Origin of the sequence: Anaerobacillus alkaliphilus, assembly GCF_004116265.1 — a bacterium.
Taxonomy (GTDB): Bacteria; Bacillota; Bacilli; order Bacillales; family Anaerobacillaceae; genus Anaerobacillus; species Anaerobacillus alkaliphilus.
Genome location: NZ_QOUX01000046.1, coordinates 909872 through 926789, shown reverse-complemented (window position 1 = coordinate 926789; position 16918 = coordinate 909872). Strand labels below are relative to the sequence as shown.

The window sequence follows — 16918 nt, the reverse complement described above, 5'->3', positions numbered from 1 at the left end:
TCTTTTCGTAAACATTGTGGCTTTTTCCCTAAATTAATCGGATAAATACCCTAGATGAAGATATCAGCCAATAAATTATGTAAGAAAAGAGCAATACTAACTAAATTAGTTGTTAATTCTTAGTATTTTTAAGCAACAAACTTTGCGAAAACAGCCTTTTAGAAAGAAGTCTAGGTAGATGTATTCTAACTAAGAAGGAGAGAAAGAAAATGGATTTGTTAAAGGATTTAGAATATCGTGGGTTAGTTAATCAAGTAACAGATTTAGAAGGGTTAACAAAGCAGTTGGAAGAAGGGAAAATAACTTTGTACTGTGGGTTTGATCCAACTGCGGATAGTCTGCATATTGGCCATCTACTAACAGTACTAACATTACGTCGTTTTCAATTAGCTGGTCATAAGCCCCTTGCTCTTGTTGGGGGAGCAACAGGCTTAATTGGTGACCCAAGTGGAAAGAAAGCTGAAAGAACACTTAATGAAAAAGAGATTGTAGTTCAATTCAGTAACCGTATTAAAGAACAACTATCGCAATTTTTAGATTTTGAAGGTGAAAATCAAGCGAAAATAGTCAATAATTATGATTGGATTGGAAATCTAGATGTTATTTCCTTTTTAAGGGATGTAGGGAAAAATTTTGGGATCAACTATATGTTAGCAAAAGATTCGGTAGAATCACGCATTCAATCAGGAATTTCTTTTACTGAATTTAGTTACATGATTTTACAATCGTATGACTTTTTAAAATTATTTGAACAGGAAAACTGCCGACTGCAAATTGGTGGAAGTGATCAGTGGGGGAACATAACGGCTGGTCTAGAATTAATTCGGAAATCTACTGATGAGCAGGAGAAAGCTTATGGTTTTACAATTCCATTAGTGACAAAAAGTGATGGGACTAAATTTGGTAAAACTGAAGGTGGAGCGATTTGGTTAGATGCAGAAAAAACTTCTCCATACGAATTGTACCAATTCTTTATTAATACCGATGATCGCGATGTAATCAAGTTTATTAAGTATTTTACATTTTTAACTCACGAAGAAATTAATGCATTAACTGAGGAAGTCGCTACTGCTCCAGAGAAGCGAAGTGCGCACCGTAAGTTAGCAGAGGAAGTAACAAAACTTGTTCACGGTGAGGAAGCTCTAAAACAGGCAATTAGAATCTCAGAAGCGTTGTTTAGTGGTGAAATTGCTAGCTTAAGTGCAGCGGAAATTAAGCAAGGTTTTAAAGATGTTCCTTCATACGTATGTGAAGAAGAGGAAATTGGGTTACTTGATTTATTAATTGCTTCCAAAATTGCTCCTTCAAAGCGTCAAGGTAGAGAAGATATCCAAAATGGTGCTATCTATGTAAATGGAGATCGTGTGACTGACTTAGAGAAGGTTATTAGTAAGGAAGATCGAATTGAGGGACAGTTTACAATTATCCGTCGAGGAAAGAAGAAATATTACTTAATTAAATACAGCTCTTAATAGTAAATGGCAAGCCTAGCTTGCCATTTACTACTTTTGTTTGGACACTAAGGAAGCTACTCTCTCTGCATTTTCCAGAAAATACGATAAAATAAAAAAACCACGCAAAGGCGTGGTTTTTTATTAACAACATCTTAACGAGAGTAGAACTCAACGATAAGTTGCTCAGTAACTTCAGCAGGTAATTCAGAACGCTCTGGTAAGCGAGTGAATGTAGCTTCTAGTTTGTCTTCATTGAAGTCAAGGTAAGCAGGTACGAAGTTGTTCACTTCTACAGCTTCTTTAACTACAGAAAGGTTTAATGATTTCTCACGAACGCTAATTGTTTGACCTGGTCTAACGCGGTATGATGGGATATCAACGCGTTTACCATCAACCATCACGTGGCCATGGTTAACTAATTGACGAGCTCCACGACGTGTACGAGCTAATCCCATTCTGTATACTAAGTTATCTAAACGAGACTCAAGTAAGATCATGAAGTTCTCACCTTGGATACCAGCCATTTTACCAGCATCATCAAAGATACGACGGAATTGACGCTCATTTACACCGTACATATGACGAAGTTTTTGCTTTTCTTGTAACTGAACACCATATTCAGATAATTTCTTTCTTTGGTTAGGACCGTGTTGTCCCGGTGCGTAAGGGCGTTTTTGTAATTCTTTTCCTGTTCCGCTTAATGAAATTCCTAAGCGACGAGATAATTTCCAAGATGGACCTGTATAACGAGCCATGAATGACTCCTCCTTTGTTATTTTAATATTGATAAAATAACAACAGTTCTTAGTAATCCCTTCAAAAGCTCATTTTATATTCATGCACTTTCGCTTCGACAGCTGGAAGTTACACAATGCACCTCATTAAAACTTTTCAGCCGCAGTTAATGAGGTATAAAATAAGAAGAGGTCATTTGAAGTTTACCTTGGCTGTCATATTTTACACAAAGAATAGTATATGTTCTAGCTAATAGAAAGTCAAGAGCTGATTAGAATACCGGGAGAAATTAACATAGGTGTGTTAGCAAAATAGTCAAATTTATAGTACTAAAAAATAGCAATTTCATGAGAAACTGTTAGTATACCAAGTATGACTACTCTAGTATAAAATAACTAAATTCAAGTTCAGTAATTGTTAAATTTTAGTTTATTATAGTAAATAATAACTATATATTCTATAATTAAGAAGTCAATATCAATTCTCAGCGAACGGTGGTGAGCTCATGAAAATAGAGAGAAACAAAAATAGTCCCGTCAATCTATCTGAAATATTCCAGGCTACATTGGCCCTAGATAATGAAATTCAAAAAACAATTCCTTCAGCTATCTTCTTTTTGGCTAATGAAAATGGACAGGTCGTTGTAACAAACAAAACTACCCCGGGATTTCCTAAAGTAGTTGAGGAAGGCATGCCGAGTTTTCTGACGAAAGGTCAGTTTCCGGTTGTTGTTACAAGCCGTTACCATGTTGATGTAATTTCATTGATTTTGCCACAAAATGACAAGACTTGGGATGGTTTTTTAGGTGTAATAGTAGATGTAGTTGATGCAAATAATGAATCACTTCGAACTTTCCTATTGTGTTTTAAACAAACTCTTCTCATGACCGCTCATTTATTAGAAACAAAGCAAAAGTTATTGCTGCTACAGAAGAAAGAAAGCAGTGAACAACTGTTATCTACGGTTTTAAAAGAGACTGAGTACACCGAAAACGTTGACGTTTTTATAACTGTTTTTTTAGAAAAAATAAAAGAGTTTGTTGGTATTGGTGAGTTTACGTTTTTGCTAGTAAATCATATTGAGGATAGGTTCATTCCACGCTATTCAACAGATAATAGTGGTGGTTTAAAAGAAATGATAGAAGAGCATCCACTAACAGTAAGTGACGTTAGTAATGCACTAAACATGTTAAAGGTTGACGAAGATTTGATACTAGTAAGAAATCATCCTCTCCAAATGGGAGTTACAGCCTTAAATGAATTGTATGAAGACTATGCATTCATTCCTCTAGTAAAAGAAGGAAAACTATTCTCTGCTCTTGTTTATGGAGTTAATCAAGAGAGGATAAGTTCGTATTTAGAAACTCATCTGATAGACTTACTAGTCGATGGAATGGGTATTATCTATAAATTGTATAATTATGAACTGGTTTTAAATTCACAAAAACGAAAAGATCTATTATTAAATGTAACTAAAAAATTTCATTCATCAATGGATGTAAGTGCAATTTTAAGCGACATTATAGATGCTTTAAAACAGGTATTTCCGAGTTTTGATGTTTATCTACTACTTTCTCATGAATGGGAAGTAAGTGATGAACTCCCAATTATGCAGCTAAGCTATGGAAAAGACAAATCAAATGAAGTAGCAACTAACGCCTATCTAACAGGTAAAATTCAGATAGAGGATATCATTTTAGATAGAAAATCTGTTCTTTATGCCCCTTTACGTGGAAAACAAGGCGTTTATGGGGTGTTAAAGATCATGGCAAGTAATTCTTTCGTATTCCCACAACATGAAATAGATTTTATTGAAGTTTTAGCAGACACTGGCGGAAATGCAATTGAAAATGCTGAACTATATCAGCAATCGAGGCAACTTGTAGAAGATCTACAACTAATAAACCGCACATCTCATGAATTAAATTCAAATTTAAGATTATCAGAAACGATTAGTTATATGAAAAATCAAATAAAAATGTCTTTTGATGCACAGGAAATAGGCTTCTTTCTATTTCGTCCCAATGGTGAATTTGAAGTGATTGAAGGGAGTTCAAATTACTTTCTCAAAGACTCTAATTTATCTGAAATTGTAACGATTTGTCGGCGAATTAAAAATAATCAGGATCCTTTGTTCATTGGAGATTTATCATCAGAATTTCCATATTTATTAAAGCCACTACGGTCCTTTATAGGGGTACCAATGGTACAAAGTGGTAAAATAATAGGAGCTGTATTTATCGTTCATGAGTATGCTTATCATTTTTCATTTAATCAGTTTAAGTTACTTCAATCTCTAATCCATCACTCTACATTAGCCTTTACAAATTCCATGCTCCACGAAGAATTAGAAACTTTAGTGATCACTGATCACCTTACTAGACTTTATGCTAGGAACTTTTTAGACGAAAAAGTACAAGTGTCTATGGAAAAAGATGCTTATGGGTGTTTTTTATTATTTGACATTGATGATTTTAAACAAATAAATGATGTATATGGTCACCAAGTAGGGGACGATATTATTATTCAAGTTGCTAATATATTGAAGCAAAATATAAAAAATACGGATATTGCAGCTAGATGGGGTGGAGAGGAACTGGCAGTTTATTTACCAAAAGTAGATCTTGAGGTTGGAGCAATTGTGGCAGAGCGCATCCGCAAAAAGGTCTCTCGAGAAACCTCACCACCAGTTACAATCTCTTGTGGGATCTCACATTGGAAGCAGTCCAATTTGGATAAATCACTTAAAACACTATTTAATAATGCTGATAAAGCCTTATACTCTGCAAAACGTACTGGAAAAAATGTTATTGTTAGTTTTGATAAGGACACATGTTATTTATAAAAGGCTCTTTTCGTAAACATTGTGGCTTTTTTATCCTAAAATAATCGGAAAAATAATCTAGAGGAAGATATCATCCAATAAATTATGTAAGAAAAGAGCAGTACTTACTAAATTAGTGGTAAATTCTTAGTGATTTGTGTAAAAATCCGGCATTTGGGATTTTTACGAAAGAAACAAACTTTGCGAAAACAGCCTTATAAAATGACAGGGGGCATTAGGATAAATTCTTCTAATGCCCCCTGTTTTCGACTTTTTCAATGTTTTTTTGCAGAAAAAAGTGGTTTGACAACTAAAAGTATCACTATATGTAGAAACATCTTGTCTTATTGTCGATAAGAAATAGCAGGACTTATCCAACTTTTTTTGAAAAGTTATAGTAACAAAAAAAATCGTAAACACAACATATATCATGGATAAGAGGTGAGTATCGTGGAAAAGGGTGAGAATACGAAACGAAGAGTGATGGAAGCGGCAGTATCACTATTTAACGTGAAAGGGTATAGTGGTACCTCAATACGAGCAATTGCAGAAAAGGCTGGAGTTAACGTTGCCCTCATTTCATATTACTTTGGTAACAAACAGGGTCTTATGGAAAGGCTAATGATTGACTTTTTAGAGGAGTATACAAACATAACTGAAAAGGGCTACCGTGATCTAGCAAACTCAACTGCAAAAGACTGTTTATCTTATGTTGTAGAAAACTTATTAAAGTACCAACAACAAAACCATCATCTAGCAAGATTTGTGCATCGTGAAGTAACATTAGATTCTACATTAGTCAGGGAACTAATGATGACTTACTTTATGAAAGAAAAACATTTTATGAAAAATATAATTGAAGCAGGAGTAAAACAAAAGGAGTTTCGACCTGTTGCTAGTGATTTTGCCTCAATACAAATCCGAGCGCTTGTAACTATGCCGTATTCACAACCACAATATATCCGTGAAGTCTACCATCTCAATCCACATGAAACGTACTTTAGCCAAAAATATTATAGTCATATTGAAAAGTGGCTTAATGAATTTTTATATAAGTCTGTCCTTGTCTAAAAACATACAATCTTCTAAAAAACAATTAATTGGGTTCATTCTTTTTCATGCGTAGTTCGTATAGAAAGAGGATGAAATTTTTTTTGTTCAAATTAAGAAAAACTTTGAAAAAAATAAGTCAAAAATTGTTATTCATGGTATCATGTTAATATCGAAATTTATCGATTTTTATAATTTAATGATAAAGACAAAATAAAATCTAATTTTCTAGTGAATATTACATAAACAACAATGGTTGATGGAGGCTTAAGAATGCTGCAATATTTTATTTATGCAATTTTAATAGTTATCATAACTATTATCATATACGGAGCTGTTTCAAGAAAAAGAGTTTACAAAGAGGTTGACCGCTTGGAAGGTTGGAAAATAAAAATAATGAATAAACCGGTCACCGATGAAATTGCAAAAATTAAAGGGTTAAATATGTCTGGTGAAACAGAAAAGAAATTTGAAAGTTGGCGGAACGAGTGGGATGAAATTCTTACACTAAAGCTCCCAGACATAGAAGAACGTCTTTTTGATGTAGAAGAAGCTGCAAACAAATACCGATTTGTCAAAGCAAAAAATATGTCTGAGAATATAGCGAGGGAACTAAAGGATATTGAAGAGAGTATCCAATCTATGTTAGACGACGTGAACTTGTTAATAAATAGTGAAGAAGATAATCGTAAACAAATTGATGACATCCGTAAACATTTTAAGGATGTAAAGAAGTATTATAAACAAAATCTTAATATCTTAGGAACTACCGCTTATGCTTTTGAACAAAGATTAGAACTCATTGATCAGTCTTTCCTTAAATACGAGGCAGCCACAAAAGAAGGGAACTACTTTGAGGCTAGAGAAATTCTATTAATGATGAAAGAAGAAATAGATATAGAAAAGTGGAAAATGGATGAGGTTCCTAAAATCTTAGTTCAAATTGAAACAGAAATACCTTCTCAGTTAGACGAAATCTTTCAAGGAATTAGAGAGATGGACGAAGATGGTTATGTAATTGAGCATTTCTCATTTAAGCAAGATCTTCAAGAAATGAAAAATCATTTACATAAGTTGCTACCTCTACTTGAGGAAGGAAATATTGAAGATGCTGCCAATGCAGTTCACGATATTTATAAAGAGATTGATACTGTTTATGAAACTCTTGAACAAGAAGTCTTGGCTAAGCAATACGTAACCTATGAACTACCTGAGGTTAGAGAAGAATTAGAACAATTAAGAAAAGGTTTCTATGATTTAAAGGCTGATGTTGAGACGATAAAGTTGAGTTACAGAATTCCCGAAGAAGAAATCAAGACACATCTGAAACTTGAAAAGCAAATTAAGGAACTTGTGTATAAACTAAGTGTCATTGAAGATGTGGTGGCAAATGATAAACAATCAAACCTAGCCATAAAAGTATTACTTGAAGAATTTAAAGCTGAGTTGAACTCTCGTAAAGAGATCTTAGATGAATGTGTCGAAACGTTAAATTCCTTACGTAGTGACGAAATAAAAGCAAATGAAACGTTGACAGAATTAAGAGCTAAAGTCCGGCAAGCACAAAGGTTAATTAAAAAGAGTAATATTCCAGGATTGCCAGAGCATGTCCTAATTAAATTGGATGAAGCACAGATAAGTTTACAATTAGCGAATTCTAAGTTGGAAACTATTCCACTTGTCATGAATGATGTCAATGAGGCAATGGAGCAAGCCTTAGATACAGTGAACGATGTGTATGATGTAATCTCTAAGACTATTGAGATGGCACTTACTGCAGAGCGAGTGATCCAGTACGGAAATCGATTTAGAAGTAATAATACCTTTGTTCATGTTGAATTACTTAGAGCTGAAGAGATATTCCGCCTTTATCAATACGAGGAGGCACTAGAAATTGCTCTTAATGTCATTGAAGATTTGGAACCACAAGTACTAGAAAAAATAAATAACTACACATTAGAAAAGGTTTAGCGAATAGCTAAGCCTTTTCTATTAAAATGTAGAAGGAATGAAAGAAAATACTTGCTGTTCTATGTGATAAGAGGCTAAAATGGTGAAAAGGAAATTGAGGTGTGTTGGTTGGGAAAATGGGTTTTGCTTTCGTCAACTGGACTTGCATGTCTAACAGTATGGGGTATCGTTATTTGGTCTATTGTTTTTGCTGATAAGCAACAGTATACGAAATTAGAAGAGGTCGAAAGTGTAATTCAGAGTGAAGAATTAGTAGTTCTTACAAAAACTTCATGGGATGAGGTTGTCGATCATGAGGCTGCTGAAATGCCAACCACAATTGCTGCACTTTTCATGCATTACGGTATCACCAAAACCGATGCGTTAAAAATAGCTCCTAACGGGGTCATATCTATTGATGATTTATTAATAATTGTTACTCATAATGACCAACATTAGCTTGTTGGTTTTTTTTCTTTACAATGTTTTAGTTTAACTTAAATGAAGAGATTTGGGAAAACTAAGAAAGTATTGGTACGTTCACCATCATAGTATTTTATTAACAATTTAGATATGATATTATATTTAGATGCGAAGGAAGTGTAAAGGGGTTATACAATGATTTATTTGGACAACAGTGCTACAACTAAGCCATATAAAGAAGTAATTGATACGTATATGAAAGTCTCAGAAATGTATTTTGGAAATCCATCTTCCCTACATACCTTGGGTAAAGAAGCAGAGGTATTATTAGACCAAGCTAGAGATCAAATAGCGAAACTTCTTAAAGTGTCTAAAAAAGAGATCGTGTTTACTTCAGGTGGGACAGAAGGAAACAATTTAGCTATAAAAGGGACAGCTCTTGAACATCAGGGACGTGGAAAGCATTTAATTACGACTAATGTGGAGCATGCGTCTAATTATGAGGCCTTTGGACAATTAGAAAAGTTAGGTTTTGAAGTTACCTACCTTAATGTAAATGAATCCGGAGAAGTAAATATTGAAGAATTAAAAAAATCATTGAAGGATGATACAATTCTAGTGTCAATGATCCATGTGAATAATGAGTTAGGTTCCATTCAACCTATTAAAGAGGTTGGTGAGTTGTTGAAAAGATACCCAAAGATATACTTTCACGTTGACCATGTTCAAGGGATGACAAAAGTACCAATCTCCTTTAAAGATTGTCATATTGATTTATGTACAATTTCGGGTCACAAATTCCATGGACCAAAAGGCACAGGTGTCTTATATGTCAGGGAGGGGGTAAGGTTATTTTCTTTGTTTACCGGAGGTGTACAAGAATATAACTTACGTGCAGGTACAGAGAATATTCCTGGTTATGTTTCATTGGCAAAAGCACTTAGACTTTCTATGGAAAGATATGTTGCGAATAAAAATCATTTATTCCAACTTCGAGAGCAACTACTAAACGATTTGGTTAAAATTGAGGCTGTAATCTTGAATAGCCCTAAAAATGGTGCTCCTCATATTGTTAATTTCTCTTTACCTGGGATCAAACCAGAGGTTGTCATTCAAGCCTTAAGCAAGAAAGAAATTTATGTTTCGACTAAATCAGCCTGCTCTTCAAAATTAGCTGAACCTAGTCGAATATTAATGGTCTCTGGATTAGGTGAAGAGCGCGCAAAAAGTGCTATTAGGGTAAGCTTTACTTTTGATAATACCATTGAAGAAATTAATGAGTTTGTTCGAACGTTAGTAAGTATTGTTTCGCAATTAAAAGAAGTAATGAGGTAATGAAAATGAATTATAATCATATTGTTATTCGCTATGCAGAATTAGCTTTAAAAGGTAAAAACAGATCTCAATTTGAACGCAGACTACAAGAAAATATAAAAATGGCATTGAAGTCCTTTCCAAATGCAAAAATTGAACGGACGTTTGGAAGAATGTTTATTCAATTGAATGGTGAAGATCATGAACAGATTGCAGAAAAACTTTCAAAAATATTTGGCATTCACTCGTTTAGTTTAGCTGTAAAAGTGGAAAATGAATTAACAAAAATTCAAGATGGAGCCCTTCGAGCACTTTCAGAAATATTAGACGGTAAAAAAACCTTTAAAGTATCAGCAAAACGTGCTAATAAAGGCTTTCCAATTGGTTCACAACAGCTAAATTATGAAGTTGGAAGTTATATTCTACAGAACATCGAAGGACTTACAGTTGATGTTCATCACCCTGATGTTGAAGTGAAAGTTGAAGTTCGTGAAGTGGCTACATATATTACATGTGCTGTTTACCAAGGTTCTGGAGGCCTGCCAGTCGGAACTGGAGGAAAAGTTGTCCTTATGCTTTCAGGAGGGATTGATAGTCCTGTAGCAGGTTATTTAGCTATGAAACGCGGTGTCAAGATCGAAGCTATTCATTTTCATAGTCCGCCTTACACAAATGAACGAGCCAAACAAAAGGTAATTGATTTAACAAAGGTGTTAACAGAATACGGTGGAAAGATTAAACTACACGTTGTTCCTTTTACAAAAATTCAAATGGAAATCCATAAGTCGATTCCAGGAAACTACACAATGACGGTTATGCGACGAATTATGCTTAGAATTAGCGAGCGCATTGCTCTGAAACAAAAGGCTTTAGCAATTACAACTGGCGAAAGTCTAGGTCAGGTAGCAAGTCAAACTTTACACAGTATGCACACGATTAATGAAGTAACGAATATGCCTGTTATTCGACCATTAGTTACAATGGATAAGCTAGAGGTCATTGATGTTGCTCAAAAGATTGGTACATTCGATTTATCGATATTGCCATATGAAGATTGCTGTACGATTTTCCTACCACCAGAGACAAGTACAAAACCTTTACGAGAGAAAGCAAATAAATTTGAAGAAAAATTAGAGATAGATGCTCTAATTGAAGAAGCTTTAGCAAACTTAGAAAGTATGGAGATTACTCCAGGGCAAGAAATAAATAAGGATTTTGAAGGTCTTTTATAGAATTTAATTGACTTGAAACAATTACCAAGAAAAAAAAAGTATTGATTTGCTCTCTTGTACACATCATATGTTTACAAGGGAGGTGAGACACAATGGCAAACAACAACAGCAACAACTCAAACCAACTTTTAGTACCAGGAGTTCAACAAGCTCTTGATCAAATGAAGTATGAAATTGCTTCTGAGTTTGGTGTTAACCTTGGTCCTGATGCAACAGCTCGCGCTAACGGTTCAGTTGGTGGTGAGATTACTAAACGTCTAGTTCAAATGGCTGAACAACAATTAGGCGGCGGTTACCAACAATAATTAAATAAAAATGGCTGTGAGAGGTGACGAGAGTCACCTCTCTTTTTGTATTATGCACAAATTAAAAAACAACAGACCACGAATGGTCTGTTGAAATTTTTGGAAATCAGTTGCAAAAATATCCTAATTTTGTAACTATAGTAAAGGGGGGAGATTATAAAAAGGTTTTTTGAACCCTTTGAAAGAATGAATTATCCTTAAGTTTAAGCATCTTAATTTGCTTTTCTGCTAGTTGAATTTTAATATCATGACAGTGACGGATACTTAATGCTTCATTATCAGCGCCAATGATTGGGTAATCATTTCCGTCTTGGACAACTTTTAATGTTAACGTACTTTCGCCACTTAAAATGAGTGGTGCTCCTAAAGTTCTAAATTCGTTATTATTTAATGAAGCAATTTCGGTCAATTGTATTCCTTTGAGTCTTGGGTCAACGATAGCGCCACCTAGTGATTTGTTGTAAGCTGTACTCCCAGTTGGTGTTGATACTACTAAGCCATCACCTCGGAATGTTTCAAAGTACATATCATCAATAAAGACATCAATAACAAAGGTGCGGATAACATTTGAGCGAATGGAGCACTCGTTAAAGCAGTAAAAGGGCTTTTCGTCATTAACACTAACCATAATTGTAGGATTTTTACGAACTTCTACTTGCTCGTTTTTCATAGCTTCTGTTATAGCATTAATGTCATTTATAGAGAAGTCCGTATAAAAGCCTAAATGGTCACCGGTATTTATTCCAAGATAGAGACAATCTTCCTGAAACTCTGTTTTTCTGAGTGCTTGTAAGAAAGCTCCATCTCCACCGATACTAACGATGATGTTAGCTTGGCGATAGTCATTGACAATGTGAAAATTGTGCTCTTTTGCCAGTGCTTTTAATGGAGTTATTTTTTCTTCAAGTTCCATTGTTGGTTTGTAAAATAAAAAAACATTTCTGCGTGTTGGCATGAGTTTCTCTCCTTTTTGCATAGACGATTATCGTATATATAGTAGTATTTCTTTATTATTTTAGGAAAATCCTGCTTTGTTTATTTTATTAAATTTTTAAGGAGTGTTGAATATGACTAGTAAACGTTGGATCGCATTAGGTTTAGCTTTTTCATTATTTTTTTTATCATTGGCTGTAAATGTGCTAACCTCTGGTATAACTGGCCAATGGACAGGCTTATTTGCAATGGATGATGAAGATGTATGGATTGAAAAAACTATTGAAAAAGGAAATGGTCAAGGAAAGATTGTTGTTTTATATGTAAATGGTGTCATTCAAGAGGGGTATGACGCCCCATCCATCTTTGAATCAGTTACATATCATCACCGTCAATTTCTATCCATGCTTCGCCACGCGAGTGAAGACCCAACTGTAGAAGGAATTATTATTAGAGTAAATTCACCTGGTGGCGGTGTCGTTGAAAGTGCGGAAATTCATGAACTAATTGTGGAAGTACAAGAAGAGTATCGAAAGCCAATTTTTATCTCGATGGCGAGCGTTGCAGCTTCTGGAGGATACTATATCGCAGCCCCTGCTGATAAAATATTTGCTCATGAAGCTACCATTACCGGTTCACTAGGTGTAATTATGCAAACATTAAATGTTAGTGAATTAGCTGAGAAATATGGAGTAAGGCAAGAGACGATAAAAAGTGGAGTGCACAAGGATATCATGTCTCCAATGCGTGAAATGACAGATGCCGAAAGAGCTATATTACAATCTGTGATTGATGATTCCTACCAGTCGTTTGTGGATGTAATTGCAAATGGTCGAAATATGGATCGTACGAGGGTCCTAGAATTAGCAGACGGGAGAATTTACTCTGGTAAGCAAGCTCTTGAGTTAGGTTTAGTTGACGGTCTCGGGAATATGGACCATGTTATAGATGTTTTGCGAGAGGATATTGGTAGAGGGGAAATCGACGTCATAAAATATGAGGTTCCATTTAGTTTTCCAGGTTTCTTAACTATGACAACACAAAACCTTTTGTTAAAGCAACAAGATCCTCTAGGATTAAAGCAACTATTGCGATATTCAAATTCACCAAACTTAATGTATTTATACAATATGGAATAGGGGATGGGTTTTGTGGAGATAGAATTTATTAACCAAGACGATAAAGGATATCGTTATGCTGGTTTTTGGATGAGGTTATGGGCGTATTTATTAGATTTACTTGTTATAGCTAGTATAAATGGCATTCTGATTACTCCATTATCTGCTATAGGTAATTTTAGAGAAGTTGAATTGGCATTTTTTAATGTTGAGGTAATACTTATGGCTGTAGTAACTTTCCTATATTTCCTTCTCCTCACTAAAAAATGGGGTCAAACAATCGGGAAAAGGGTTTTGGGTTTAAAAGTTATTAGTCAGAATGAACATACACTTACCTGGACTTCGCTTATTTTTAGAGAAATTGTTGGAAGATATATTTTACAGGCCTTTTTAATAACGTATACCCTCTATGGGATTGTTGCGTTTCAAAAGAAAAAGCAAGGTATTCATGATTTAATAGGGGAAACCTATGTGATCCACGATGAAAGCTAAAAGTGTAGAATTTCTATTTCGAATGTTTTATTAGATAAATAAACATTCCTGATAGAATTTCTACATTTTTTGTTTAATTTTAACTAGACAAGGTGATAATGGTTGGGAGAAGGAGGAATTTAAGCATGCATTGGATTTGGTGGGTAGTAATTTCGATCGTTTCATCTATCGTTTTGCTTCCTTTTGCAAAGATTACTGTTAATCTTACTTATTTTCATGATCAAGATAATGATGAGCTTAAGGTAAAAATATCAACCTTCTTTGGCTTGGCCTCCTATCGGATTAATATTCCTATTTTGAAAATTGACGAAAATTCCACTTCAATCATTGTGAAAGAAGAACAGCATTCTGCTCTAGGCGATAGTGAGAAAACAGCTAAAATTACACCTGAAATAATCTTACGTGATCTTCGTAAAGCAAAGGACTTTCTTAGACACGTTATTGGTTTTCATACGATTGTAAGAAGGTTTTTTAAAAGGATTTCGATTACAACATTTACTTGGAAAAGTATCTTTGGACTCGGAGATGCGGCATTGACTGGGACGTTAATAGGTGCGGTATGGGGAATAAAGGGGAGTACTCTTGGTATTATTTCAAATTATATGAGACTTAAGGTTGAACCACTTATTGAAGTCCATCCACACTTTCAAAAATTAACCTCGCATACAGAGCTTGCGTGTATTTTTTCATTCAGGCTCGGGTATGCTATAATCGCAGGTTTACAAATCGTTAGACATTGGAAGAAACGTCCGATGTTTACGAGTGATGAAAAAATCTTCAAACAGAACGGAATTTCAGGTTAGGAGGATAAAAAAATGTCAGAACATCCAATTCAAGGTTTAATGAAAACTGCAATGGAAAACCTCAAGGAAATGGTTGATGTTAATACAATCGTAGGTGATCCAGTAGAAACTCCAGATGGAAGTGTAATTATCCCGGTCTCTAAAGTAGGGTTTGGTTTCGCTGCTGGTGGTAGTCAATTTGTCATGGATAAACCTACAACTGGTACAGGCGAAAAAGAACACCCATTTGGTGGAGGTAGTGGTGGAGGTGTTTCCATTACACCAATTGCATTTTTAATTGTGAGTGCTTCTGGGGTTAAAATGGTGCATTTAGATGAAAATACACATCTTTATGAGAAGCTTATGGATTTTGCACCACAAGTTGTAGAAAAAATTCAACAAATGATAAACGGTAATGGAAATAAAAATCAAAATCAAAATCAAAATCAACAAGGTCAGACACCTACGACTGAGGTAAACATTACAGCTGATAAATTAGATTTATAAAATAAAACGGTTGGGCTAGTTCCTTGGAACTAGCCCTTACTCATTACATACATTAATTTTCCTTTAAAGCATATATCTTGAATAAAATTAGAGAAACGACTATATTAACAATGTATGTTAATTTACCGAGGAGGAACATGAAAATGGCAAATGTTACATTTAAGGGAAATCCGATTACATTATTAGGAAATGAAGTTAAGGTAGGAGACGTTGCTCCTGAGTTTACAGTATTGGCTAATGATTTATCTCCAGTTACGGTCGAGGACCTAAAAGGAAATGTAACTGTTATTAGTGTTATTCCATCAATTGATACGGGTGTTTGTGATGCACAAACTCGTCGCTTCAATGAAGAGGCTGCTCAGCTAGCCGGAGTTCGTATTGTAACAATTAGTGTGGATCTTCCATTTGCCCAAAAGCGTTGGTGTGGAGCTGCGGGAATTGACAATGTTCAAACGCTCTCTGACCATCGTGAATTATCTTTTGGAAAAGCATTTGGAGTAGCTATTGAAGAATTACGCTTACTTACTAGATCAGTATTCGTATTAGATACAGATGGTAAAGTTGTCTATACTGAATACGTACCAGAAGCTACTGATCATCCAAATTATGAAGCCGCTATATTGGCAGCAAAAGCTTTAGTATAAATCTAATGAAGCAGACGTTTATCGTCTGCTTTTTGTATCATAATGATAGTAGGAAGAAATGAGAAGGGAGAGCAAAACAGTGGTAGAAAAGTTAGATTTCGAAAACTTTTTTAAAGGGATAGACCAGAGTGCAGAAGCTTTGCAAAATGAAACTGAATTTACATATTTAGAAGCTCTAATACATACAGGAGAATTGTTGTTTAAAGGGGAGACTAATCTTCACTTAAGTGAATTAGCACTCAAAAAATTCAAGAACTCCTTATCAAACATCGACTTAAATAAAATTTCGAAAGAGCAAATTAGAAAGGCGTTTCAACTAGCCATCCTAAAAGGTATGAAAGAAGCAACTCAATCAAACCATGCTATGACACCAGACGCAGTAGCACTTTTTATTAGTTACTTAATAAACAAATTAACGGAGGAAATGGAACATTTTCGTATTCTTGATCCAGCAGTTGGTTCAGGAAACCTCCTTACAGCTATTTTAAATCAATCAACAAAATCTATTTCTAGCTATGGTATAGAACCAGATGAAACTTTACTTCAATTGGCTTATGTAAGTGCGAATTTACAACAACATAATGTTGAACTTTTTCATCAAGATGCATTAATGGATATAATGGTTGACCCTGTTGACATCGTTGTTGCTGATTTACCAATTGGGCATTATCCTAACAAAGAAAATTCAAATCGATATAAACTAAAAGCCAAGGAAGGTTTATCCTTTACCCACCATTTAATGATTGAGCAATCAATAAATTACACAAAGGAAGGAGGATTTTTACTTTTCTTAATCCCTAACTTTCTGTTTGAGTCTGAACAAGCCCAACAACTTCATACATATATTAAAGAGAGTACCTATATTTATTCATTGCTACAATTACCAAAGTCAATGTTTAAAGATGAAAAACATGCAAAAAGCATCTTTATCCTGAGAAAAAAAGCTGATGGTATAAAAGCTCCTAGTCAGGCTTTACTAGCAGAGTTACCGTCTTTTTCTAATAAAACAGCCTTAAGTGAAATGATTAAAAGTATGAACAATTGGTTAGATGCTTATATAAAATAGGTATAAGGAGTGAGTAACCTTTTAGGTGAAAGCTTTTTTTATTTTTAATACAGCAGCACTTTTCATACATTTCCTTTTTTTATCTTAAT

At 34.5% G+C, this 16918-nt stretch carries 16 protein-coding genes; 14 read left to right on the top strand and 2 right to left on the bottom strand.

Features of this window, described 5'->3' with window-relative positions; translation table 11 throughout:
* Window positions 1-209 precede the first annotated feature (209 nt).
* Window positions 210-1472, top strand: coding sequence for a tyrosine--tRNA ligase (tyrS, locus tag DS745_RS19700; protein WP_129079917.1), 1263 nt, complete (start codon window positions 210-212; stop codon window positions 1470-1472).
* Between the two features lie 134 nt (window positions 1473-1606).
* On the opposite strand, the gene rpsD is transcribed toward tyrS, so the two are convergent.
* Window positions 1607-2209, bottom strand: coding sequence for a 30S ribosomal protein S4 (gene rpsD / locus DS745_RS19695; RefSeq protein WP_129079916.1), 603 nt, complete (start codon window positions 2207-2209; stop codon window positions 1607-1609).
* Between the two features lie 485 nt (window positions 2210-2694).
* Here rpsD and DS745_RS25215 point away from each other — a divergent pair, with 485 nt between their 5' ends.
* The 7 genes from DS745_RS25215 to DS745_RS19660 all read left to right on the top strand — a co-directional run bounded on the left by DS745_RS25215 (window position 2695) and on the right by DS745_RS19660 (window position 11287).
* Window positions 2695-5034: a sensor domain-containing diguanylate cyclase gene (locus tag DS745_RS25215; RefSeq protein ID WP_241657872.1), complete on the top strand. Its 2340-nt coding sequence runs from the start codon at window positions 2695-2697 to the stop codon at window positions 5032-5034.
* Window positions 5035-5463: 429 nt separating this feature from the next.
* Window positions 5464-6084, top strand: a complete 621-nt coding sequence (gene refZ / locus DS745_RS19685; RefSeq protein WP_241657871.1) for a forespore capture DNA-binding protein RefZ — start codon at window positions 5464-5466, stop codon at window positions 6082-6084.
* Window positions 6085-6336: 252 nt separating this feature from the next.
* Window positions 6337-8034: a septation ring formation regulator EzrA gene (gene ezrA, locus DS745_RS19680; RefSeq protein ID WP_161568324.1), complete on the top strand. Its 1698-nt coding sequence runs from the start codon at window positions 6337-6339 to the stop codon at window positions 8032-8034.
* A gap of 108 nt (window positions 8035-8142) precedes the next feature.
* The gene (locus tag DS745_RS19675; RefSeq protein ID WP_129079914.1) at window positions 8143-8472 is read left to right on the top strand and encodes a hypothetical protein; all 330 of its coding nucleotides are present in this window, start codon (window positions 8143-8145) and stop codon (window positions 8470-8472) included.
* A gap of 159 nt (window positions 8473-8631) precedes the next feature.
* Window positions 8632-9771 carry a cysteine desulfurase family protein gene (locus tag DS745_RS19670; RefSeq protein ID WP_129079913.1) on the top strand — a complete coding sequence of 380 codons (1140 nt, stop codon included), beginning with the start codon at window positions 8632-8634 and terminating at the stop codon, window positions 9769-9771.
* 5 nt (window positions 9772-9776) lie between these two features.
* Window positions 9777-10982 (top strand): tRNA uracil 4-sulfurtransferase ThiI, encoded by a 1206-nt coding sequence (gene thiI, locus DS745_RS19665; protein ID WP_129079912.1) that lies wholly within the window; start codon window positions 9777-9779, stop codon window positions 10980-10982.
* 92 nt (window positions 10983-11074) lie between these two features.
* Window positions 11075-11287, top strand: a complete 213-nt coding sequence (locus DS745_RS19660) for an alpha/beta-type small acid-soluble spore protein (RefSeq protein ID WP_129079911.1) — start codon at window positions 11075-11077, stop codon at window positions 11285-11287.
* Between the two features lie 154 nt (window positions 11288-11441).
* On the opposite strand, the gene DS745_RS19655 is transcribed toward DS745_RS19660, so the two are convergent.
* Complete coding sequence (locus DS745_RS19655) at window positions 11442-12242, bottom strand: NAD kinase (protein WP_129079910.1); 801 nt, start codon at window positions 12240-12242, stop codon at window positions 11442-11444.
* A gap of 112 nt (window positions 12243-12354) precedes the next feature.
* On the opposite strand from DS745_RS19655, the gene sppA reads away from it, so the two are divergent.
* The 6 genes from sppA (at window position 12355) to DS745_RS19625 (ending at window position 16829) form a co-directional block, all read left to right on the top strand.
* A complete protein-coding gene (sppA, locus tag DS745_RS19650) occupies window positions 12355-13359 on the top strand; it encodes a signal peptide peptidase SppA (RefSeq protein WP_129079909.1) in 1005 nt (334 codons plus the stop codon).
* Window positions 13360-13371: 12 nt separating this feature from the next.
* The gene (locus DS745_RS19645; RefSeq protein ID WP_241657870.1) at window positions 13372-13830 is read left to right on the top strand and encodes an RDD family protein; all 459 of its coding nucleotides are present in this window, start codon (window positions 13372-13374) and stop codon (window positions 13828-13830) included.
* A 125-nt stretch (window positions 13831-13955) separates the two neighbouring features.
* On the top strand, window positions 13956-14633 hold the full coding sequence (locus DS745_RS19640; protein WP_161568323.1) for a DUF2953 domain-containing protein: 678 nt from the start codon (window positions 13956-13958) through the stop codon (window positions 14631-14633).
* A 12-nt stretch (window positions 14634-14645) separates the two neighbouring features.
* Window positions 14646-15119, top strand: a complete 474-nt coding sequence (gene ytfJ / locus DS745_RS19635; protein WP_129079906.1) for a GerW family sporulation protein — start codon at window positions 14646-14648, stop codon at window positions 15117-15119.
* Window positions 15120-15262: 143 nt separating this feature from the next.
* Entirely contained in the window at window positions 15263-15763 is a 501-nt protein-coding gene (tpx, locus tag DS745_RS19630) for a thiol peroxidase (RefSeq protein WP_129079905.1), read from the top strand.
* A gap of 79 nt (window positions 15764-15842) precedes the next feature.
* Window positions 15843-16829, top strand: coding sequence for a class I SAM-dependent methyltransferase (locus DS745_RS19625; RefSeq protein ID WP_241657869.1), 987 nt, complete (start codon window positions 15843-15845; stop codon window positions 16827-16829).
* The last annotated feature ends 89 nt before the right edge of the window (window positions 16830-16918 follow it).

Excerpts from the sequence above, each read along its gene's own strand:
- tyrS (WP_129079917.1), top strand. The coding sequence starts at position 210 with ATGGATTTGTTAAAGGATTTAGAATATCGTGGGTTAGTTAATCAAGTA.
- rpsD (WP_129079916.1), bottom strand. The coding sequence starts at position 2,209 with ATGGCTCGTTATACAGGTCCATCTTGGAAATTATCTCGTCGCTTAGGA.
- DS745_RS25215 (WP_241657872.1), top strand. The coding sequence starts at position 2,695 with ATGAAAATAGAGAGAAACAAAAATAGTCCCGTCAATCTATCTGAAATA.
- ezrA (WP_161568324.1), top strand. The coding sequence starts at position 6,337 with ATGCTGCAATATTTTATTTATGCAATTTTAATAGTTATCATAACTATT.
- DS745_RS19670 (WP_129079913.1), top strand. The coding sequence starts at position 8,632 with ATGATTTATTTGGACAACAGTGCTACAACTAAGCCATATAAAGAAGTA.
- thiI (WP_129079912.1), top strand. The coding sequence starts at position 9,777 with ATGAATTATAATCATATTGTTATTCGCTATGCAGAATTAGCTTTAAAA.
- DS745_RS19660 (WP_129079911.1), top strand. The coding sequence starts at position 11,075 with ATGGCAAACAACAACAGCAACAACTCAAACCAACTTTTAGTACCAGGA.
- DS745_RS19655 (WP_129079910.1), bottom strand. The coding sequence starts at position 12,242 with ATGCCAACACGCAGAAATGTTTTTTTATTTTACAAACCAACAATGGAA.
- sppA (WP_129079909.1), top strand. The coding sequence starts at position 12,355 with ATGACTAGTAAACGTTGGATCGCATTAGGTTTAGCTTTTTCATTATTT.
- DS745_RS19640 (WP_161568323.1), top strand. The coding sequence starts at position 13,956 with ATGCATTGGATTTGGTGGGTAGTAATTTCGATCGTTTCATCTATCGTT.
- ytfJ (WP_129079906.1), top strand. The coding sequence starts at position 14,646 with ATGTCAGAACATCCAATTCAAGGTTTAATGAAAACTGCAATGGAAAAC.
- tpx (WP_129079905.1), top strand. The coding sequence starts at position 15,263 with ATGGCAAATGTTACATTTAAGGGAAATCCGATTACATTATTAGGAAAT.